At 44.1% G+C, this 23,412-nt stretch carries 14 protein-coding genes; all 14 read left to right on the plus strand.

All coding sequences use genetic code 11. The features are described 5' to 3' along the window. Positions 1-102 precede the first annotated feature (102 nt). The 14 genes from ISR87_03405 to ISR87_03470 all read left to right on the plus strand — a co-directional run bounded on the left by ISR87_03405 (position 103) and on the right by ISR87_03470 (position 23,402). Complete coding sequence (locus tag ISR87_03405) at positions 103-3,567, plus strand: T9SS type A sorting domain-containing protein (GenBank protein ID MBL7024477.1); 3,465 nt, start codon at positions 103-105, stop codon at positions 3,565-3,567. Positions 3,568-3,612: 45 nt separating this feature from the next. Further along, positions 3,613-4,893, plus strand: coding sequence for a T9SS type A sorting domain-containing protein (locus ISR87_03410; GenBank protein MBL7024478.1), 1,281 nt, complete (start codon positions 3,613-3,615; stop codon positions 4,891-4,893). A gap of 181 nt (positions 4,894-5,074) precedes the next feature. Next, complete coding sequence (locus ISR87_03415) at positions 5,075-5,836, plus strand: NADPH-dependent oxidoreductase (GenBank protein MBL7024479.1); 762 nt, start codon at positions 5,075-5,077, stop codon at positions 5,834-5,836. Beyond that, a complete protein-coding gene (locus ISR87_03420; GenBank protein MBL7024480.1) occupies positions 5,829-6,650 on the plus strand; it encodes an SDR family oxidoreductase in 822 nt (273 codons plus the stop codon). Before ISR87_03415 ends, ISR87_03420 begins: the two co-directional genes overlap by 8 nt. A 129-nt stretch (positions 6,651-6,779) precedes the next feature. Then, positions 6,780-7,247, plus strand: a complete 468-nt coding sequence (locus ISR87_03425; protein ID MBL7024481.1) for a type II secretion system protein — start codon at positions 6,780-6,782, stop codon at positions 7,245-7,247. Continuing rightward, on the plus strand, positions 7,247-7,747 hold the full coding sequence (locus ISR87_03430) for a prepilin-type N-terminal cleavage/methylation domain-containing protein (protein ID MBL7024482.1): 501 nt from the start codon (positions 7,247-7,249) through the stop codon (positions 7,745-7,747). Before ISR87_03425 ends, ISR87_03430 begins: the two co-directional genes overlap by 1 nt. A 591-nt stretch (positions 7,748-8,338) precedes the next feature. Continuing rightward, positions 8,339-9,253 (plus strand): hypothetical protein, encoded by a 915-nt coding sequence (locus tag ISR87_03435; protein ID MBL7024483.1) that lies wholly within the window; start codon positions 8,339-8,341, stop codon positions 9,251-9,253. Between the two features lie 905 nt (positions 9,254-10,158). Next, positions 10,159-11,073 (plus strand): hypothetical protein, encoded by a 915-nt coding sequence (locus tag ISR87_03440; protein ID MBL7024484.1) that lies wholly within the window; start codon positions 10,159-10,161, stop codon positions 11,071-11,073. Between the two features lie 477 nt (positions 11,074-11,550). Further along, positions 11,551-17,934: a DUF2341 domain-containing protein gene (locus ISR87_03445; protein MBL7024485.1), complete on the plus strand. Its 6,384-nt coding sequence runs from the start codon at positions 11,551-11,553 to the stop codon at positions 17,932-17,934. Beyond that, positions 17,931-18,425, plus strand: coding sequence for a hypothetical protein (locus ISR87_03450; protein MBL7024486.1), 495 nt, complete (start codon positions 17,931-17,933; stop codon positions 18,423-18,425). Before ISR87_03445 ends, ISR87_03450 begins: the two co-directional genes overlap by 4 nt. Positions 18,426-18,450: 25 nt before the next feature. Then, the gene (locus ISR87_03455; GenBank protein ID MBL7024487.1) at positions 18,451-19,014 is read left to right on the plus strand and encodes a hypothetical protein; all 564 of its coding nucleotides are present in this window, start codon (positions 18,451-18,453) and stop codon (positions 19,012-19,014) included. A 249-nt stretch (positions 19,015-19,263) separates the two neighbouring features. After that, complete coding sequence (locus tag ISR87_03460; GenBank protein MBL7024488.1) at positions 19,264-19,806, plus strand: DUF4402 domain-containing protein; 543 nt, start codon at positions 19,264-19,266, stop codon at positions 19,804-19,806. A gap of 164 nt (positions 19,807-19,970) precedes the next feature. Further along, entirely contained in the window at positions 19,971-20,801 is an 831-nt protein-coding gene (locus ISR87_03465; GenBank protein MBL7024489.1) for a hypothetical protein, read from the plus strand. Between the two features lie 9 nt (positions 20,802-20,810). Continuing rightward, positions 20,811-23,402 (plus strand): hypothetical protein, encoded by a 2,592-nt coding sequence (locus tag ISR87_03470; protein ID MBL7024490.1) that lies wholly within the window; start codon positions 20,811-20,813, stop codon positions 23,400-23,402. The last annotated feature ends 10 nt before the right edge of the window (positions 23,403-23,412 follow it).

The following is a 23,412-nucleotide window of genomic DNA, read 5'->3' on the forward strand; positions in this document are numbered from 1 at the left end:
GTTGAAAATGTTCCATATAGGATAGGATTGGTTCCATCTGTGATAGTCCTAATTACCTGAATAGTGTAAACTTGTATCAAAATATTCAGGAAGGGGACACTTATGCGACGTTTTGGAGTAATTGTATTAATTCTGATGGTGCTTTGCAGTTGGGCTTGGGGGCAAACAGCACTTGATTTTGGTCAGATCTGGCACAAACCCAATGAAGAACCACTCATCTATACCATAGGAGATTCCGGAGCCTGGAACGGAAGTGGTGATATGTGGGATTGGAATTGGGGTCATGTCCTCCAGGATGCTGATACCTTCAAATTGTACATCGGTGGTTCAGATGGAACCAATTTCAGCATAGGGATGTGGCACACAATGGATCTTGAATCCGGCTGGACAGAGTATGCCGGGAACCCCGTTCTCGAGCGTTCAGCCACGGGTTGGGACTCCTGTCACGTGGGTGGTCCCATGGTCATCAAGGACGGTGCTATCTACAAAATGTGGTACACAGGGACGGCATACCTGCCCACTCATGGTCGCAACAAGACCATCGGATATGCTACCAGCACAGATGGGGTTAATTGGGACAAACATTCAGGTCCGGTCATCAATCCGACTCAGTTCATTGATGACGGTGATTATGTCTGGCTTCGAAATCCCTTCGTAATCCAGGATGCTGACACTTTCAAGATGTGGTTAGGTGTTTCAAAGGTGGATCCCACCTTCGAGGCCATTCACTATGCTTACTCCCTTGATGGTGTGAATTGGACCTTCCCCAGCGGAGAACCTGTCCTGACACCTAAAACCAATCGTTGGTTAGAAATACCATCTGTTCACAAAATAGGTGGTCAATATGTGATGTGGGCCATGGAAGGTGGTTATGGTGCTGGTTATGCAGCTGAAACAATCATCGCTCAATCATCAGATGGGATTCACTGGAGACGTGATGAGCTCTACAATCCTGTGCTGAGAAGGGATGCCGTTGGTAATTTTGGTGCCACCGGTGTCGGGATATATGATGTGATAGAGACGGATGAGGGGCTTAGTGCCATCTACGGCGGTTGGGATGCTAGCATGATCAATCATGTTGGTTTAGCTAAATATAACCCCACTATGGTTCCAGCAGGCGATGTGTCCGGAACCTGGACCAAGGCTGAATCACCTTATCGAGTTCAGGGTGAACTCACCATTCCTGATGGCGAGACTCTCACCATTGAAGCGGGAACAACCATTGAATTTTTAACACATGCCCCCTTGCTAGTACAAGGGCAATTGCTTGCTGTGGGAAGTGAGGCTGAAGTTATTCGGTTTATGGTAGACGATACGCTGGGCTTCTCGGTTTTAAACTCTACACTGGGTGTGTGGGATGGGATTCTCTTCAATAATATTGCTACAGTGAATGATTCCTCGCTGTTGAAATACTGCGAAATACAATACGCGAAGAGTTTTTCAAATTCTGGTGGGTGGACTGGGGGTGGACTGACTATTTTTAATAGTAGCAAAATAAGAGTAGAAAATAGCTACATCCACCATAATCGGGCATTAAGCAACTATCTGGATGTACAAGCCGTTGGGGGGGGTATGTTTATAAGTGATGGTGCTCACCCTGAAATTGTTAACAATGAGATTAGTGATAATGTAGCCAAAAATTTTATTGATAATATTGGGGCACAGGGTGGTGGGATTATGATATATGAGACATCTCATCCTTTGATTCAGGGCAACAAAATTCACAGTAATCATGCAGATGATACTGGTGGCGGTATATCCATTATTAGTGACTGCAATCCAATGATTATTGGAAACCTCATTTACTCGAATACGGCCATAAGCAATTCGGGTCAATTGGGATATGGTGGAGGTGTTTCCATAGTCTGGGATTCGGATCCAATCTTTATCAACAACACGATAGCGAATAACCGAGCCGTCTGGGGTGGAGGTGGTGTATACTTCAATGGTGCGAGGGCCAAATTCATCAATACAATCATAGCGGATAATATTCGGATGAATGCCAATGAGTGGGAAAATTGGGGACATAATATGGCTATGTATGGGAATACGATGAGTACCCGTACCATAGATGTTTACAATTCATGTCTCGAAGGTGGAATCGAGTCAATCATGTGGGGCGTTGGAAATACAGGAGACCCGGGCCATGTCAATTTCGAGGAAAGCCTTTCTATTGATCCACATCTGGTTACTGATTATTCTCTAAATACATCTCGCTCGGCTTGTATCGGTGCTGGCACATCCACTTGTGTCATTGATGGTGTCACCTACCACGCACCTTCCCAGGATGTGACTGGACATATCCGTCCAGATCCTGTGGGGTCATCACCTGATATGGGGGCCTTTGAATCCAATCTTTCAGGTCATAGAGTTACCAGCGCCTGGAACTGGTGGCATTGGCCAGGTAATCCAGTGTTTTCACCTGGAGTAGAGGGTAGCTATGATGGCGTGGCTGTATATGCTCCGGAGGTGTTGTTCTATGAGGGACAATATCACATGTGGTACACTGGAGATGATGGATTAAGAAAACGAATCTGCCACGCTACCTCTTCAGATGGGATAAACTGGGATCGCGATCCAGGCAACCCTGTTTTGACAAGTGACCCGGCCGGGTGGCAGGACGAATATCTAGAAATGCCACGGGTGGTCATTGTGGATGATCTCTTCCATATGTGGTTCAGAACAAATGCCAGAGCAGGTCATGCGACTTCTCTAGATGGGACGAATTGGACCTTAACACCAGGACCCGTTCTGGAAGGCAGCTCCGGAACATGGGATTCAGACTTTGTTGTCTTCTCAGATGTCATATACCAGGACTCATTGTTCCACGGTTGGTATATAGGCACGCGTGCTGCTGTTGCCCGTGTCGGATTCGCCACATCACCTGATGGAATAGAATGGACCAAAGATGTGGAAAACAATCCCGTTTTCGACCCCAGCGAGAATGGATGGGATAGTCAAGATCTATATGCATCTTCAGTGGTGTTCAACGGGGAGTATTACTACATGTGGTACTTTGCCCATGACAACACAAACTCCTTTACCATCGGCAGGGCCACATCCATGAATGGCATCGACTGGAATCGGACAACCGTAACCGAACCAGAGATAGGATTTGGGGAGTCCGGGTCGTGGAATGAGACAGCATCTTATTATCCCACAGTTCTTCTTAATCAAGGGGGGTATGAGATCTGGTATACTGGTTGGTCAGCAAATTCCAATATCGATCAAATTGGCTATGCTTCTATGGAGCCTGTTGATGTGGAAACCAGATATGTTGAGATGCCTCAAAGTTTTATGCTAAGCCAGAACTTTCCCAATCCCTTCAACCCCATGACCCATATCAGGTATTCATTACCTGAGAGTGGAGATATTCGCCTGGTGGTTTACGATCTGCTGGGTCGGGAAGTAGTGGAGTTGGTTAGTGACCATCGGAGTGTCGGTAACTATGAGACAACCTGGTATGGTCTGGACCGTCACGGTAACCAGGTGAGTACAGGTGTCTATTTTGCCCGACTTGAAGCTGGACGGAATGTAGATGTCATCAAAATGCTTTATCTGAAATAATACTGTTTTTCAGGATTGATGCAAATTCTAGATATGGGGAAAATCATGCAAAAACGTACCTTATTTCTGGTTTTATTAGTTTCGAATTTGCTCTGGAGTCAAGAATTCACGCTTCATATCCCAAGCATAGAGCATGAGTATATGATACCTGTTGATACTTCATTTAATCAAATTTTCATTGGTTATTATGATGATGATCGACCAGATTCAAATATAGAATATCTCGATTTTACTTTTGCCAATAACAACTCTACGGTGGTAGAGTATAGATTGACGTGTTTTATACCTGTGAATGAAAATGCTCCCATAGCTACTGATACGTTGCAGTTTGAACCAACTTCCTTTTCCACGGTTGATAGTCTCTTGGTTGAACAAATAGGTTTTAACGGAGAGGAGCTCCTTGGGATTAGATATGTCGACCTACCCGGAGACTCCATCTCAGGGTTTTCCCTCCAGCTATTTAATGACTCAAGCTCATTCCAGGAGGGATTCCTGAGCTTTGCAATCGCAAGTGATACCACCTCAAACTGGTTGAGCTTCCAGCCGCTCTCCCAGGGCAATATTTGGAATTATTCCCCCTACGCTTTCTATACTGGTTTACGAAATGAAATTGTTGATACTTATAGTAATGCAGATACTTCATTTTACAGAGTTGAAACCCAGATATTGCATCACAATCTATCGGGCGATAGTCTTGCTGTGGACACATCGATTGTGTATACCCTGGATGGGAATCTTCACCAGATTCATCAGGGGCAAGGATTTACACACGGCATCCCGGTGCACTTTTGTGCCTTAGAGACGTTTAATCCGGGATCAAGGGATGGCCTTCTTATAAGGACTGATGGGTCGATTGATTATGGGGTATGGTGTAACGGGATGGTCTATTCTGAACAATTTTGGAGATATGCTCTTGGCCATTATTGGAGTTATGCCTTTCATGCAGCGTTGGGAGTGGTAAACGTTCTTATTGGCAGCACAATCGACGGAGTAACCACTGGAGATATTGGGGATCTCGTCGGAATTGATGAAAAACCCTTAGCAGTCCCCGCTGATTTCCTATTAAGTATCTTCCCCAATCCCTTCAATCCCATGACCCATATCAGGTATTCATTACCTGAGAATGGAAATATTCGTCTGGTGGTCTATGATCTCCTGGGGCGGGAGGTGATCGAGCTTGTAAACGATCACAGAAGCGTTGGTAATTATGAAACCACCTGGTATGGGTTGGATCGGCATGGCCGACAGATGAGTACCGGTGTCTATTTCGCTCGACTGGAAGCAGGCCGTCATGTGGATGTCATCAAAATGTTGTTCCTCAAATAGGATTATTGGCTGATAGTAATTTCTACCTCCTGAAGCCAATGTCATAGGGAAGCCCCCACTTGTCAGGGGGCTTCTTTTTTTATCTCACTGAAGGTTGTATCCCAGATAATATTTCAAGATGTTGCGTTGTATATTAGCGACACTTAAGAAATTCTTAAATATCTATTGATAAAGGTCTTCCATGAAAACGAGTTCAACCCTTGATGTACAAAATCAACATGTAACCATTCGCTCATTCACCAATGAGGATATCCCTGAGAAAATGCTCATGAATATTCTCGAAGCAGCCAGAAGAGCGCCAACCAGCAGCAATATGCAGGCATATAGTATTATTGTTGTTAAAGATCCCGGCGTAAAAAGGGAACTGGCTGTATTGGCCGGCAATCAGAAGCAGATTGAAACTTGCCCCGTTTTCCTGGCCTTTTGCGCAGACTTGCATCGACTCAGCAAGGTCTGTGAATTACATGCTGTTGAAATGACCAACAACCTGGAAACCTTTCTAATCTCTACTATTGATGCCTCATTGGTGGGGATGTCGGTCCAGACCGGTGCAGAATCCCTGGGTTTGGGAGCTGTGATGATTGGTGCCATGCGCAACCATCCCGCTGAAGTTGCCAAACTACTTGGGCTTCCGCAGCAAGTATATGTCACCTTCGGCATGTGTCTGGGGTGGCCGGTGAAGCAAAATATTCCACCTCAAAAACCGCGGCTGCCTAAAGAACTGGTCATCCATAGTGAGAAGTACAATCAAACCAATCCCATTGATCAAATTAAAGTCCATGATGAAGAATTGGCCCAACACTATGTATCACTGGGTAAGAATATGCATGCTGCTGCCTGGTCTGGTGTTATAGCCAGAAGTCTAGGAGGGTCCTTGCGACCTGAAAACCTGCAAATACTATCTGACCTGGGTTTCAATATATGCTCCCTATCAGATGACTGAGATCAAGAATAATACTGTAGTAGTCATAACGGGAAGCACCCGGGGCATTGGTCTGGGGCTGGCCAGGTCTTTTCTGGCAGAGGGATGCAGAGTAATAATTTCTGGCAGAGCGCAAGATAAGGTGGACGAAGTGCGCAAGACCCTGTCACAGGAATGCGATGCAGACCATGTCAAAGGATGCGCCTGTGACGTTGGAGAATATGGACAGCTTCAAGGTTTGTTGGATTATTGTATCCAATATTTTGGACAAATTGATATCTGGATTAACAATGCTGGTCTGGGACATAATAGCCTTCCCTTCTGGGAGCAGGACGTTAAGAAGATTGATGAGATATTGAGTGTGAATCTCCGTGGAGTTATGTACGGTTCTCGAGTAGCTATTCGGGGGATGTTGTCACAGGGCTGGGGTCATGTATACAATATGGAAGGCCTGGGTAGTGATGGACGAGTCATTCTTGGTCAAACCATTTACGGCACCAGTAAAAGTGGGCTTGCCTATCTCACAAAAGCGCTGGCCAGGGAAACCAGGGCGACGCCCCTTAATGTTTCCGCTCTGAGCCCTGGGATGGTGATTACAGATCTTCTGCTGGGGAATACGGACATATCGAGTGATTCTTTCAAAAAGGGTAAAAAGATATTCAACATTCTTGCCGATAGAGTTGAGACCGTAACACCCTGGATGGTCAGGCAGATACTATCGAACTCTGGGAAGGGGAGGGATATTCGTTGGCTTACAGCCGGGAAGATATTCTGGCGTTTCTTGTGTGCCCCCTTCTCAAAAAGAGATTTTTTTGATGAGGGATCAGGCTTATAGTCCAGATATTTGTTACCACCATGGAGTGGGGCAATTAAATCATATTTTACTAACCCTAAGTACCTGGTGCTTCTAATTTAAAAGCCAGTAATTATTACCTTTATAAAGGGGTCCAATCGCGGGTGAGAATTGAAGAAGTTCCCAGTAAATACTATAATTAGTAAATGTAGAGCACGCCTTCCTCGTAAAGGATTTACCCTCATCGAGATTATTTTCTCTGTGACCCTCCTGTCCATAGTGGCCATGGGTACGGCCCAATATATGGTTTATTCGCGCTGGGATATTGATCGGGGTATTCGGCGGCAGCTTGCCTGGATCAATATGGCATCCCGGATGGAACAGGCTGTTGATTGGGGCTTTGACGCCCTGCCTGATAGTCTGCCGGAAACTAATCAGATGATTACAGCCAATAATCTCACTGCTTATCGAACCACTGAAGTCTTTGGGATCGATGATACGACGGACGGTTTATCACCCACGGATACTGAGATACCAGACTATTATATGATTCAGATCAAAATCTCCTGGTTTACTACGGGAAATGTGAGCGATAGCCTGACTGCGTACATTTCTGCAGAAATGGCCTGGAATTACTAGTGTATCGTCATAACTCCAGAGGAACGACCCTGGTTGAGCTTATGATAGCTACTGTCATCTCAAGTATTGTAGCCATTGGGTTTTCATCAGTACTCATGTTTACCCGCAATATGTACAATGATACAATGATACGATCTCAGTTGAGCCAGGATGCTTATGTGGTAGACCAATATGTGAGAACCAAGCTCACCAGTCAGCAGGCAGACTCACTCAAGATTTTTGCCAGTGCCAGCGACGAGAGCTCTGATATCACTTCAAGCTCAGGTGTGATCATGCGTTCAGTTCGAATGGATGGGACAGTGGATCATCTCTCAGCAAATGGACTGAGTTTGGAATGGAAAATTGACAGTTTAATCCACAGCCCCATTGACTCAGATATTTCTGAACTTCTCTTTACAGAAAGAACCGGCTATAGCAAAAAGATGATGAATGTCAAAATGGTGCTGTCAGAGGAGGGCGATAGTATCGAGCTGGAATGGATAGTCGCAATCCGGAATTAAGTCTAGCTGGAAAAAGGTTTTCGTTTACTCCTCTAGAAAATTGCCAAATATATTTTTATACATCCAACATAGAAATATTTATTCCACACAATATCCAGATTGAAAGCTGCCATAACATCCTCTAAATAGTCCATTAGATCATATTAGTGACATATTGAGAATTAGACCTACTGCTAAAAAGTGTAATAATTTTAATACTTTTGCGTACTTCTGGCGGTTTTTTTAATGCAGGTCAAAAGCGAAGAGTCCACAAGTTATCACTCCATATAAAACTTAATAAATATATGTAAATAAAGCATTTAGTATCATAATTAATGCTTGAGGGACTGCACATTTCAATAGAATTCTTAATTCTATCCGTGATTGATTATATCTGAAGATTTAATAATGTGACACATTTTGTAAAAAAGTGTCACATTATAAATGAAAACACTGTTCATTTTAGAAGCAAAATGGTTATCTATACTGGTGTAACAGACTGAGGGATAGGAGGTTATGAATTAATGACAATTATTGGCACAATAATTGAACCTATAGAGGCATGCAACAGCAAACTCTCACATGCCCCAGTAATCCTCTGAAAGGGATTTAATGTATATAGTCGCCATCATGATCACGGCAGTCATCTTCAGCGCAACTGGCCTGGGTGTACTCAATTTAGCTACTATTGTTAATCTTGATACTCAGAACGCTGTTCAAAAGGTACAAGATCAAGTTGAGGTTGAATCCTTAAGTAATGTTGCGTTGTGGCGTGTAAATACTGGAGCCGATAGTCTGGGGACATTTACCGCTGGTGAGGTAACTGCAACCTATGATAATGCCTCGATGAAGATTTCGGTGCTCAAGGGTAGTGGTGATGAAATGACAGGTGTCATTTTAGATCTTAAGGAGGACACTCATTTTGATCGTGCCGTTGCAACACGCTATGGTATTGATTACAACGGTAAAACCACAAATGAAGAGCCAAACCATCAACTCCGCCCAAATATTGGTTTTCTCCCACAAGTGGACATGGCATATTTTGTAGCAAATGCTGCCAACCAAGTTTGGGGAAGCTCAATGCACATTCATGATGAGGATGTTGTTGAGGGGATAAATATATTTTATGGAAATCATCTGGATATTCATAATGTTGACATAGAAAATGCTACCCTGGTGTTTGTTGGCTGGGATATTGAACTAAAAGATGATGTAAGAATTGTGGCACCGATGGTAAATGGTCAACCATTACCTGCCATGGTTTTCACAGGTCAACCCGACACACATTTTGATCAAGAGTCCGGTGAAGAGATTCATATCGAAGGCGCTATCTACTCAACTGGTCATGTAAGATTGCATGAGGGAGCCTTCACAGGTCCTGTGGTTGCCAACACAGCCCGCATCTGTAGAGATATTGATATGATAGATGACACAAACAACGACTATTATGCGTGGAATCTGGGATTTGGCAACTATGAAGATTATGACTGGCCCAAGCAAATCCAGGAATGGGCTCGCATCAATTAATCTCTGATCCATTAATCATTTATAAAATTCTAAAAGCTCTGTTTCAGGGCTTTTTTTTTAAGTTAACCCATCTCAATAACACTCACCCCTGAGTGGATCTATCCTCAGAAAGTAACTCTCAAATTGAGAATATACTTTCTCTTCACATGGAGTTAATCAAGGTTGAGTTTCGCCCTGCATGGAATAGATAGTGGCTGCCCCTAGCTGATCTTCCATATCTAGTATGCAAACCGGTCAGTCTTTACAGAACAATCAATGTATCACCTCTTTTTAAAACTTTTCAATTTGCTTCCTACTCAGTTACCCCGAAAAATTATATTTGGCCTACTTGTTTTATGAAATGCAGTAAATCATCCTAGAACTAGAATAATCTATCATATATGGAAAATGTTGAAAATGCCCTGGATAGCCTAAAAGTGTAATATATATACTACATTTTTGGAAAAATACGCTTTTTGCCCAGCGGAAAGAAAAGCGACGAATCAGTGTAATAGGACATCAACATCAACATGATAAGATACTGTAAATAAAGCACTAATAGGAAATATCACTGCTGCTAGTCTGGGTAGATGTGAGCAAAATCACACCGTCACTTCTAGCTAATCATGATTAATGGTGTGTTAATATGACACATTTTCTAAAAAAGTGTCATATTGTGATGCAAAATTTACGGCATTTTCATGATTTAGACGTTTAGTTGATGGGCGCAATTGTCTGAGTTATAGGGGCTTAGTAAAATTAATAAAAAATGGCATAAATTTTGAACTATTAGTAGCCTATGCGAAGCAATTTACCAAAATATTTCCACCGTCATTTTCAATGCTTTATTTACCTAGGCATGGAATTATGTTTATATTAGCAAGCTATGATTACGAGAAAACACAATCTGTCATGAGAATGGTCTAATGTATATAGTCGCCATCATGATCACGGCAGTCATCTTCAGTGCAACTGGCCTGGGTGTACTCAATTTAGCTACTATAGTTAATTTGGATACGCAGGCAGCTGTACAAACCGTACAGGATCAAGTTGAAGTTGAATCATTTGCCAATGTGGCACTCTGGCGTGTGAATGCCGGCGGGGATAACCTTGGAACCTATAGCTCTGGTGATCTCACTGCTGCATTTGACAGCACGACTCAAAAATTAAGTGTTATCAAATCTAATGGTGAAGAGCAGACTGGTTTGGTTTTAAGTCTGGAAGAGGATAATCACTTTAAGCGAGCTGTTGCAACCAGCGGCACTTTTTATACCAATGGTAGAACAGTAAATCCAGAACCTGAGCACCAGATTAGATCTCAAATGGGATTTCTGCCTCAGGCAGATTTACAGTATTTTATTGACCACGCTGTTGAAGTGCACTATGACAATTCCCGGACATTCCATGATGGAGACATATCAGAGGGCATCAATGTTTTTATGGGGAGTGGGTTGACATTTGACAGGGTAGAACTGGAAAATAGCACGCTGGTTTTTGCTGGTACCGGTATTGACTTTTGGAAGAAAAATGTCATCAAAGCTGACCCGAATGCTGATTTACCTGCACTGGTATTTACAAATCCAAATTCAGACTTCTCTTTCTACGGATTCTGGAGCTCTTACCGTGATGAAATCGAAGGAGCAGTTTATTCAGCAGGTACGATCAGACTATTGAACGGCACTCTTAGCGGTCCTGTTGTAGCAGAAACTGTTGTGCAAACTTGGAATATGGACTTTACCGATGATGAGCATGGTGAATATTATAAATGGCCAAATGGTTTTGGATCTTATGATGACTATGATTGGCCCAAGCAAATCCAGGAATGGGCTCGCATCAATTAATCTCTGATCTACCCAACTATTTATAGAATTTTAAAAGCCCTGATTCAGGGCTTTTTTATTTCATCACAATTAGATTTTGATGCCACGATTTAGTGAGTAATAGCTTAACCCTAATTAGGCCTACCAACATCAAAAAAGGTAAATTCGGATAAAAATTGTCATGAAAATCTGACGCTAAAACTTGAGTTATGTCACATATTTATGAATGTACTCTTGCATGAGTTTGTCAGTTGTTGCTGAAAGAGGAAATTAATCTTAGTATATCCTTCGTGGAAATATATAATAAAGTCAATATAAACAATAATATAAACATGATATTTAATTTCATGATCAACAAGATGGCTGCCAGCCCTCGGAGATGGTAGAATTTGGCATATATGTTGTTAATATGAAGGGTTGGCCTAATTTCGTAGTAGGAGTGAAAGTATAAGTAAGACAACATATATAGAGTCCGATCCCAGGAAACAACCTCGCTTGATGTTGGTGTTTTTGCTCATCCTGTTTTGCACAAGCGTAATTGCACAACCAGCCGGGTATGAACATCGTAAGCTTATTACTCTGAATGGTTCTCAGGTTAGCGGAACAGCTGATCATATTAATTTTCCAGTGATGATCAGCTTCACTGACGCCATGCTTAGATCCACCTCCAATGGGGGTGGTGTTCAGAATCCATCTGGTTATGATATCCTGTTCACCCAGTCCGATGGTTCCACACTTCTGGATTTTGAGCTGGAAGATTACAGCTCAACTTCTGGAGAACTCTTGTTTTGGGTTCGCCTGCCCAGCCTGTCGCCCTCGGTAGATAGCACCATCTACCTCTATTACGGTAAAAGTGGTGTGTATGCAGATCAGTCTGACACCCTGACCTGGAATGACAATTATCTGGGAGTCTGGCATCTGGACGATCTGACAGATGCCGCTTCAAATACGAATGTCCTATTAAATCGCAACACAGCCACCAGTGATTCAGGAATGGTAGGCTCTTGTCGTGAGTTCGATGGGGATGGTGATGAACTGGAAGAGGTGAATGGAGGGATTTATCTGGATGGGCTCGATAGTCTCACGGTGTCCCTCTGGGCTCGGGCGGATGTGTTGAATTCTGATATGGGATTGATCTACGGGGATCAACCTGACGGGGCGGATGCAGCTCTGATGATCAGACAAGATGCAGCAGGTGAACGTGGTGGTGGCACCAATGTGTATCGAACTTCCATGAACACGGGTAACAACAACAAACTGAGACATGAGTCAAGCAATGGATCTGCTGATACGACCTGGCAGTATCTGGTCTTGACCCACGTAGAGAACGATACGTCCAGGTTTTACATTAACGGATCGTATGATCATTATAGCTGGGCAACCTCAAAACTAGGCCTGACAAGCAAGAATGAGACACTCCTGATCGGAAAAGGCTCAAAGGATGGAGCCACCTCATCCTGGAATGGCCTTATCGACGAGGTTAGGATCTGTAGTGTTGCGGTGAGTGCCGATTGGATCGCCACTGAATATGCAAATATGTCAGCACCGGGAACCTTTCTTACAGTTTCCGACACGAATGAATTACCTACGCTGACTGACATTGAAACTATTGCACTCTCCTATCAGGCTGACGATCCAGCCACACTCATCACGAACAGTTTAACCTGCCATGATTATAGTGAGTTCAATCTTGATAGTGCCAAGATCCAGATAACCAGTGACTACTTCAGTGATGAAGATACCTTGATATTTGCCAGTAATTATGGCATTTCGGGGACATTCGCAAATAGCACGGGGACGTTACACTTGACGGGTAATGCAAGCCTGGCTGATTATAGCTCAGCCCTCCAGGAGGTTTATTATCAGAATACAGATAGTACCCCAACTGACTCGACCCGCACCTTAAGTTTTTCTGTAAGTGACGGTATTGACTACAGCAATGTGGCGACCCGCGATATTACCATCGGTGCGGACAATAGTGCACCCGTTTTGGCCAGCATCGAAGGCACGACCATTGCCTATACGGATGGTGACCCGGAAACAAACATAACCAGTGCTCTGACAATTTCTGATGCCGATGACTACTACCTGGATTCTGCCTGGGTGACCATTTCAAATAATTATGTCAATGGTGAGGATTATCTTGATTTCACATCTGTTTACGGTATCACACCCAGCTGGAGTAGCGTTTCGGGTGAATTGCAGTTGGTTGGAAGCGCTTCTCTAACTGAATATCAAACAGCACTCAGATCAGTGTCCTATGATAACCTGAATCCAGACCCGGATGGATCCACAAGAACAATTCAATTTAAAGTGAGTGATGGTGAAGCTCACAGCAATTCCCTGAGCCGAGATCTAAGCGTTACACCCGTGAATGATGCGCCAGTCCTGGCGAATCTGGAAGAATCGGTCATTGTTTACAACGAAGGTGATGGGGCTATTTCCATTACAGACTCCATTACAGTCTCTGATGGGGATGACACTAAGCTCGATAGTGTGACGATTCAAATTACTGGCAATTATTTTGTGAACGAAGATAGTCTTGGCTATTCGACCATTTTTGGATTGTCAGGAACCTGGTATAGAGGGGCTGGAAAACTTGTCCTTGATGGTTTGAAATCACTAAGTGTCTACCAGAGCGCCATTCGATCCGTCATATATGAGAATGTGGGAGCTGACCCGCAAACACCAACGCGAACCCTCACATTTATCGCCTATGATTCTGATTCAGCCAGTACACCCGTAACCAGATTAATCGCATCAGGTGTCCCAGCAACGATCTCAAATCTCGACCTGTGGCTGAATTCAACGTCCGGTGTATATAGTGATGTCGGAGGTACCATTGATGCCATTGACGGAGATGATGTTGAAGTCTGGAAAGACCAGAGTGGCAATGGCCGTGACTTTGTTGCAGGTGTAAAAAATCCGGTCTGGAGGTCCAGCGTTGCCAGCTTGAACGGCGAAAGCTCCCTGGAGTGGGCAATCAACAATACGCATATGGAAGATGCTGATGGAGAGAACTACATCAATGGGTTGACAGAATTCACCATCTTCTTTGTTGTTGAATCAGATGTAACTTCTGCTGACAACGGCCTCTGGATGGTTGACAACGGTGTAGGAGGGGATCAATATTTTACGGTCAGATATGATGCGGTAGGGGACAACAGCTCGGAGCTGAATGTGATTAAAACAGCCATCCTCAGCAATGTCTCAGCCAATGAGTTGGAGAGCCACCACGATATGCAATCTACGGATCCTCAGGTCATTTGCCTCGACTGGAAATCTGGCAACACCTGGCGAATGTACGTCGATGGCGTGTTGAATAGTGTATCCTACTTAGGTTCGCCGCCCACTGGGACGATTTCAAATGCAGTAACCGCAATTCTCGGTGAAGGACCGGAGGGTGAATGGGACGGCATGATCGCCGAGGTCATCCTCTACGGTCGTCACCTATCCGATACTGAACGTATTCAGGTAGAGGACTATATATCTGATAAATATGCCATCAGTGTACGTCTGTTGGAGCCTGCGACCGGTGGAGAAGCAATTTCCGCAGATGACGCAAACACAGCCTGGACCACCCTGGCTGGTCCTCGCTTCACGGAGGATTATGTGGGTCAGCTGGCACTGAATGGCACAGGGGAGCTATTGATCCCAGATGGTTTTGAATGGAACCCGCTCGCAACCCCCACTGTCACCACTCAACCTGCGTATGGGACAACCACCAGCCTAAGTGTTGCCTATAACTCTTACACAGATTCTTCTGTCATTTTTACCATTAATGCTGTATCGACAGCTGCAAGCCAACCGGGAGAGGTCATTATCACTGGACTCCAGGTTCGGCCGACAACAGCGACAGTACCAAATACCGGGGAAATATACAACATCGGTACAACAGGTGGGGTTGAACAAGTTAGCTATGGGACACTTACCATGGTTGCCGGTATCCCTTCAGCCGTCATTTATTCGGAGGCACCCCCTGCCAGTGGTACCAAAAACGAACCATTGACGCCTACGATCACAGCAGAAATTCAGGATGCCAACGGCAATACTATAGAAACTTCGGGAACGACTATTTCAATGGCATTGAGCTATTCAGACACGCCTGGTGCCGGTCTGAGAGGAACCACCAGCCTGAATACAGATGCTTATGGTCAAGTGGCCTTCACCGATCTGGCTATCGACACAACGGGTCTTTTTTTGCTCACCGCTTCAAGTTCGGGAATTACTTCTGCAGTCAGTGATACCTGCACCGTTACAAATCCGGGCCAGTACACTACTTTCCTAGTGGAGAAAGTGAGTGGGGGAAACATTCTAACCCAAACTGCAGGTGTTGAATTCAATATCAAAATATCTGCTGTCGATGGTACGACCACCGCGGATACGAATTTTGCCAGTATGGTAACACTTACATCCTCAGGTAATTTAAGTACAGGGGGTGGGATAACGCCTGTTTTCAACAGGGGGATATTATCGCCAGATACGGTTTCCATTAATGCGATTGGGAATTTTACCATTTCCGCAACGGATACATCAGGTAAGATTGTTGGTATCAGTAATACCTTCTCTGTCGTATCAGGCCCTGCCAGCGAGGAGACATCTCTAATCACGGCCACACCTACCGTTCTTGAGAATGATGCGGTGAGTACCTCGACTATTACCGTGCAGATAAAAGATGCTGGGGGCAATGATCACGCATCAGGGGGAGAAACCGTCAACCTGATCACTACAGCTGGAGCCTTGCTGGGAAGCGTCACAGATAATGGTGATGGAACCTATATTCAGCTGCTTCAATCCTCCTCATCTGTGGACCAGGCAGTGATCACTGGTGTCCTGAACGGCAAGAACATGACTGATAGGGCTACAGTCAATTTCAACGCGTATACCAATATTTGGGAGAGCGACCCTGGAACCAATCCTTACACCACGCGCTGGGATACACTTGTGAATTGGGATGCCGGTAGTATACCTACCAGTTCGGATGCCATCCTCATTCCTGCTACTCCTGCCGATGGAACCCGTTATCCGATTATTTCCACCGATGGTGTGGTGATCTCCTCTCTGACGCTGGAATCAGGTGCGGACCTCACACTGTCTGGCGGCATCGTTTTTGAGGTCGAAGGAGATGTCCTGGGTGGGGGAGATATCAATGGTAGCAGTAGCGATACATTGCGGGTTGGTGGGGACTTGGGCCTTGCCAGTGCCACTGTCAAATATGTAGAATTCAATGGAACATCAACTCAATTTATTACCAGTCCACTAACATTCAGTAATGTCACTATTAACAATTCGGCCGGGGTTGAAGTTGCCGACAATGTGGAAATTACGGAGACACTTACCCTTGAAAATGGGAGTTTGATCATAGAGTCCGGTAAGAGTCTTATAGCTAATACGAAGGTGGTAAGCGGTGGGTCGATCAAAGTCAAGCGGGACATTATTGGTAGCACTGGTTGGAGAATGTATTCCTCACCTGTTGCATCCACCTATGGAGACCTCTTTGGCGAAATTTTCACCCAGGGTTATGGTGGTTCCGACTCCTCTTCAGGTAGTCCGTCGGTCCTCTGGTATGATGAAACCTATGCTGGAACTGACAACCAGCGCTGGCGCAAACCAGATACGACCAGTGATGCCACTGTGCCAGGCAGAGGACTTTTTGTATATGTTTTTGGTTCGATTCCTGGTGAAGCAGACTATTCACAGTCACTTCCGGCTACCATCGATGTTACCGGGACAGAGGCTGAGGGAACTTCCGGTGAATTTGATTTTGGGGTGAGCTATACAGCATTAGCTGATACCGGTTGGAACCTGATTGGCAACCCATTTGTTGCCACTATTGACTGGGATCATGCGGGCTGGACAAAGACAAATATAGATAATGTGATCTACGTGTGGGATGTGACAGCCAATTCTGGTGAAGGTGCCTATCTCACTTGGAACGGAACAACGGGATCACTGGGAAATGGCTTGATTATGCCCTTCCAAGGTTTCTGGGTCAAGGCAAATGCTGACAGTCCCATTTTGAAGGTACCCCTAGCGGCCAAGACCACTGGTGGCGTTTTCTACAAACACTCCAGTGAATCGAATCCCTTGATTATCTTGCTATTAGAGGCTGACACATTGGGATCCACCGCTCATATACAGTTCAACGAATCAGGATCCATAAATAAGGACAATAGAGATGCATATTATCTGGTACCGCCCGCAGACACCTATGTTGAGCTATATACTGAGGGCTCTGACAACAGCTACCTTTCTATTCAATCCCACCCTTATCGATTCGGGCGAGTCCGCCATATACCAATCCATGTGAATGGATATGTTGACGGCAATCCACTCTCGGGAAGCTATCGATTGTCATGGCCACGGGTTCAGGACATGCATCCCGAATGGACACTCATCCTGGAAGACCTGGAAACTGGAGCAGAAGTTGATTTGAAAACTCAGAATTTCTACGAATTTGAACATTCCAGTCTTGGGAAAAAACCATTGGAATCCCTCCAACCCTCCAAAGCGCTGACCCGCACAAAACCTTTTCAACTCTTGAAAAAGAGCGGCGGAGATAGTCCAAGATTTTTACTTAGAATAGATCCTGGTGGTGCTTTCCCCGAAATCCCCAGGGAGTTCGCACTAGGCCAAAATTATCCCAATCCGTTTAACGCGGGAACGATTATCCCATTTGCCATCCCGCTTGAAGCAAAGGTATCAGCAACAATATTTGACCTGAGAGGCCGAGTTGCAGATGTCCTTGTCGAGGATAAAACATATGATGCTGGTCAGCATACATTGAACTGGCTTGCAAGGGGCAGAAGCAGTGGTATATATTTCTGCAACATGCAAATTGGAAACAGGTATTTCACAAAGAAGATGATATTATTAAGATGAAAACATTCAGTTTCATAATCGTACTTATAGCTGCAGGTTCAACGCTTTTAGGTCAGCAGGAGAATTCTTCCCGTGATCTCAATGTCTCTGCTACCGTTGTAGATCAGATTGAAGTGGTGACCCTTTCCGATATAGATGCAGGCATTGTTTTGCCAGGTCAGACAGAAAAGTTGATATCACCTATCACCGATGGAGGTGCCGGATTGCTGAGATTGGAAGGCCAGGCCAATTCAAGTATTCAGGTATCCTATTCAAAACAGGTTACCATGACTAACCTGGAGACGAATCAGCCCCTGCTCATGAATTACCTGCTGAGCGGCAATACTGAAAACAATCAATCAGCTTCCATGCTATTCACCACCAATCCGGAAAATGTGTCTTTGAACGCTGAAGGAATATTTTTTATCTGGGTTGGTTGTAGATTTAGCCTGAAAGGGTTGGTACCTGGACAATACGATGGTGATTTCCTTGTGGAAGTGGAATACAACTAGATTGAGATTAAAATATATTATGGGCATGACTATAAATAGATCACACTATATCCCGGCACTGATACTCCTGATTGCGGGTTTGATGATTCAGCCAATTTCTGGTCAGACAATCAATTTTAGTGTCCACGTTTCCAGTTCTTTGGATGCGACCAAGGATGCTGATATGACTTTCCCTCAAGTTTTTGCAGGGGATGGGATCACTGCAATTGGCCTGGGAGACGGTGGTATGGGAGTATTTGCCATCAGCGGGAATGCAGAACTGGATGTTGAAGTTACGCTTGTGGCACCTGCCAACCTAGTTCATACCCTTTATCCTGGCCAAACCATGCCATTGACACTTCAATTCGCCTATGCCAATCATGGTGTAAATGATATCAACCAGGCGGTTACCGTCAGCGGAAGTACAGCTCGCTTCCAACTGAGAGAACGTTCCGGTGGACCTGCTGGTGCACCACCTACCCCTCCCAGCGGAGCTCACACCCCAGAAATTGTAACTGCATATCTATATCTGTTTGGAACAATCGATGTTCAACAGATAGCTTCTGGTAGCTATGGTGGTAATGTGGAACTCTACGTCTCATACAACTAGAATCCTCTTTGAAAACCCAACTGTAATATTTTTCAAACACATTGTCACAAATTCTTGTCATTTTATTATTACTATAGGTGAGTAAAATGGTAATCTATATTCAAAAATTATTGCCCATATTGGCGTAACTTGCTGTAGCACAGTGTTTTAGACATAGATCACTAGCTTTGGCACCATTGTTGAATATATTGATGCCAGTTCGACGGAGAAACGGACAGAAAAGAATTGAAAAAAGGATGGTAAAAAAAAATGAAAAAGATGATACTCATAATAACACTGATTGCACTGACACTGAGTTTTGCTGTTGCACAGGACGGCGTTCTTGATGCTACAGCCACTGTTGCAGTGACAGCCCTTAGTTTTACTGCCAACACTGATATTGCCGTTGGTAATGTAGTAAAAGGTACCAATGGAGTTGTGGACCCAACAACTGCTGCTTCACATACTGGCGTAACTGGAACAACAACCGTTGGTGTGATTGAGATTGCTGGAGAAGAAGGCGCTTCAATAGATTTAGCCTTTAACTCTGCTGCAACTCTTGTAAATGCATCTGCTGCCACAATGAACTTTGCGATTAATGCTATTGGTCATGCGACAACACAAGCTTCAGCTGCTACTCTGACTACTGGTGACGATGTTAATTTTAGCGGAACGCTTGGCAACGGTGGCTCAGGAACCTACAAAATGTGGGTTGGTGGTACGCTTACTGTGGGTGCCTCTCAAAGTCCAGGTGCATATTCAACAGCAACTGGCTCTGGTGTTCCACTTACAGTGGTAGTCACTTACAACTAAAAAAGACAATCTTAAATTATCTTCGAAAAGGGCTGTGCGTTTCACAGCCCTTTTTTTTATTTGCATACATGACACTATTGTAGATTCTAGTTGGTTTCAGCGACTGATTTCGGTTAATATATTGGGACACAAAATAATTTATGTTCGAAAACTGAGAGAGAACCATGATTAGTAGAAAAATGATCCTTTGTGGACTGGTAATTCTTATTGTGCTATCCAGCTTGAATGCCCAGGTAGCTATCTCACCCACATCAGCCTTTCTTGACAGCAAGCAACGTTTTGAAACGGTTCTTATACTGAATAACTCTGATGATCCCCAGGAAGTAAAACTTGAGTTTAAATTCGCCTATCCAAAAGCAAATGAAGAGGGGAATATAGAACTGGTTTATGATGATGTAAAAGAGACAGAATTGCATTCAGCGACATCATGGCTCCGAGGTTTCCCAAAAAACTTTATTCTAGGTCCTGGACAGAGACAGGTTGTGAGAATTACAGCTAAACCTCCCAGAGATTTAGAACCTGGGATGTACTGGTCCAGGTTGATTACAACCTCCAGCGCTGTGAGTCCTGAAATTGGAGAAGAGGGAAAAACTGGAATTAGCGCTCAGATCACCATGCAGTTCAGTCAAATAACCTCAATCTTTTTTAGTACTGGTGAATTGTCGACTGGTATTGAGTTTACAGGGGTTCGACCAATTGTTAAGGATGAGGTTCTTAGAGTCCTAGTAGATTATACAAAAAGTGGAAATGCCCCATATTTGGGTACCATGCACGCCAAGATTTTTAATTCCAGCGGAACTCAGGTTCTTGAAAAGAAAATGTTTGTCTCCATCTATTACGATGGGCTACGCCTGTTAAAAGCAGATGCAACTGACTTACCGGCTGGTAATTATGATGTAGAAGTCACTGCCACATCAGGACGATCTGATATCCCAGGCAATGACGTTGTGAAAGCTCAACCTCAGACCATAAGAGGTAGCTTCACCAAAAGTTAATTGATCCCCTTGATTCGAATTCTATTTACCATCTGGCTGGTCTGGCTGGGTGGCAGTCTCTATGCAAACGAAGAGCTAACTTATGATGATTCTGAAGAGGAAGTCTATCTTTCTTTTCGTTATCAAGGCATCATCGATGAAATTATTGTGGCAATTGCCAAGGATGGAGAATTCTATTTACCCGTCACAGAACTTTTTGAACTATTTGGGGTAAACTATGAATTGAGTCCAAAAAGCTTTAGTGTTTCTGGTTATTATCTTCACGAAAAAAACCCATACCTCATCGATTTCTCCATGTTTAAAGCCTGGGTTGGAGGAAAGGAATATAAGGTTTTTGCATCTGAATTTCTGGTGAAAGACGTTGATTTCTTTGTAAAGCCTGAAGTCTTTATGCGCTTATTCAATTTGGAACTCACAGTTGATATGAGTCGACTGATATTAAAACTGAAAACCCAGGATGTATTACCCATTGTATCCCGCCATGAAAAGCGCAGAGCCCACCAGCGCAGAATGCAATATACACAAGTCTCTCAGGAGTGGTACCCTCTCGTTTCAGACAGGTCTCCCCGTATGTTGAATGGTGTCTTCGCAGATTATACACTCTCTTCCACAACCACTCAGGGAAGCAATAATGTAAATCTGCAAACTGGTTTTGGAGGCGAACTTCTGTTTGGTGATATTGAGGGGAGACTAAACATAATCTCCAATCAATTTAGTACGTCTTTGCAGACCTCGGGTATTCGCTGGCGGTATGTGCAGGATAAAAGCCCCTGGTTTACCAGAGCTCATATTGGTGCACTAACTTCAACAGGGTTAAAACCCGGTTCCTTTGTAGGTGCAAACATATCCAATGAGCCTACAGTGGTAAGAACAACTTTTGACCAGTATATCATTGACGGTCAAACGGACCCGGATGCTGAAGTGGAACTGTATCAAAACAATCGCCTGGTTGAGGTCAGCAAAGCGGATGAAGTTGGTTATTACCGATTTTATGTCCCCCTGAGTTATGGAATTTCTCGTTTCAAAATTCGCATTTATGCAAAGCAGGGTCATATTCTCGAATTAGATAGGGAAATAAATGTCCCCTTTGCCTTTCTTCCCCCAGGTGAGTTCAGGTATCAGTTAAGTGGTGGAGCAAAGACCAGCACGGATCCTTTAAATCCAGGTGATAAAAATCTGGGACTGGCTTCATTTACCTTTGGTTTGAATAATTGGTTAAGTGCAAAGACCGGTATCGACTACATTCAAAATGAGAATGGCGACAGACCTTTAGTTTATAATCAGTTATCCAGTCGCTTGGATTATGGCATCATGCTGAATCTGAAGCTCATCTACGGTTCATTGTATCAAGTATCATCCTACAAACAGGGTGACCAGGCCAGCTCCTGGAATATGCAATATACATATTTTGAGAAAGCGAGTATCTTGAATCCAATTGGGTACATACAAACTCTCAATACAGGTCTTTATTTCCCAATCTCTATCGGCCTAAACCCGATCATTTTGCGCTTCGATGGTGGCTGGCAGAATTTTTCCGAGCATGATGTATATAGCTATAACTTGAACATGAATCACTCAATATGGGGATTCAGGATGCGATATGGGTGGAAAGAGGAGCATATCATCGGTGAGGATTTGCACGCCATGAGCAACTCATCCCAGGTTGGCTTGGTCTATTCTGTGCCCCGAAATCCAGCTTACCACCCCTTAATCCGCGGGACATATTTTCGCGCAGATCTCAACTATAGTAGCCATGTCGGACGTTTTTTAAATGTTAGCCTTCAAATGACCAAACAAGTGAGCAAGGCGTTGAAATTCCAACTCACTTTCCACGAAGATTTGATTTTTAAGAATAGTGTTTATGAAATTGGTATAGCCTGGGATGCCGAAAAGTTTAGATCTGTTTCTTCTGTGAAACATGGAAATCACATTGCTTCCTATGAACAATCCCTTCGTGGGTCAGCTGCATTTGACCGAACCAATGGTGAAGTGCTCTGGGATAATCGACAACAGGTGGGCAGAGCAGGGGCTTCAATTCGAATGTTCATTGATGAAAATAATTCAGGTACCTATGAAAGCTTTGAGGATATACTCCCAGGAAACGCAGTGAGTATTCAACGTGCATCAGCACGACAGCTAAGCAAATCTGGAATCTCCAGATTGAGTCAGTTGGAACCCTACCGACGATATAACTTTGTGGTAAATGAAGCGAAGGTACCCAACCCTCTATTGCTTCCCAGGAATAAGGAATTTTCTGTCGTTCTTGACCCAAACAGCTATAAAACCCTGGATATTCCGTTTTATACAACGGGTATCATTGATGGCAGGGTGGATAAACTCGCCGATGGGGTGTTATACCCAATTTCTGGTTTACGAGTCCATGTAAAACAAATTGATGGACCATTCGAAGCAACATTGAGAACCTTTTCCGATGGATCCTATTATTCCATGGAAGTACCTCCAGGTGACTATGAGGCCTGGGTTGACGAGAGTCAATTGGAGTTTCTCGGTGCACAGTCCAAACCCGAGAAACTGTCGTTTACAGTTCGATCCAGCTTAGAGGGTGATTTTGTCGAAGCCCTGGACTTTATCCTCGAATAACCCTGTCAAT

Source organism: Candidatus Neomarinimicrobiota bacterium, from assembly GCA_016784545.1.
Lineage (GTDB): Bacteria > Fidelibacterota > UBA8477 > UBA8477 > JABMPR01 > JABMPR01.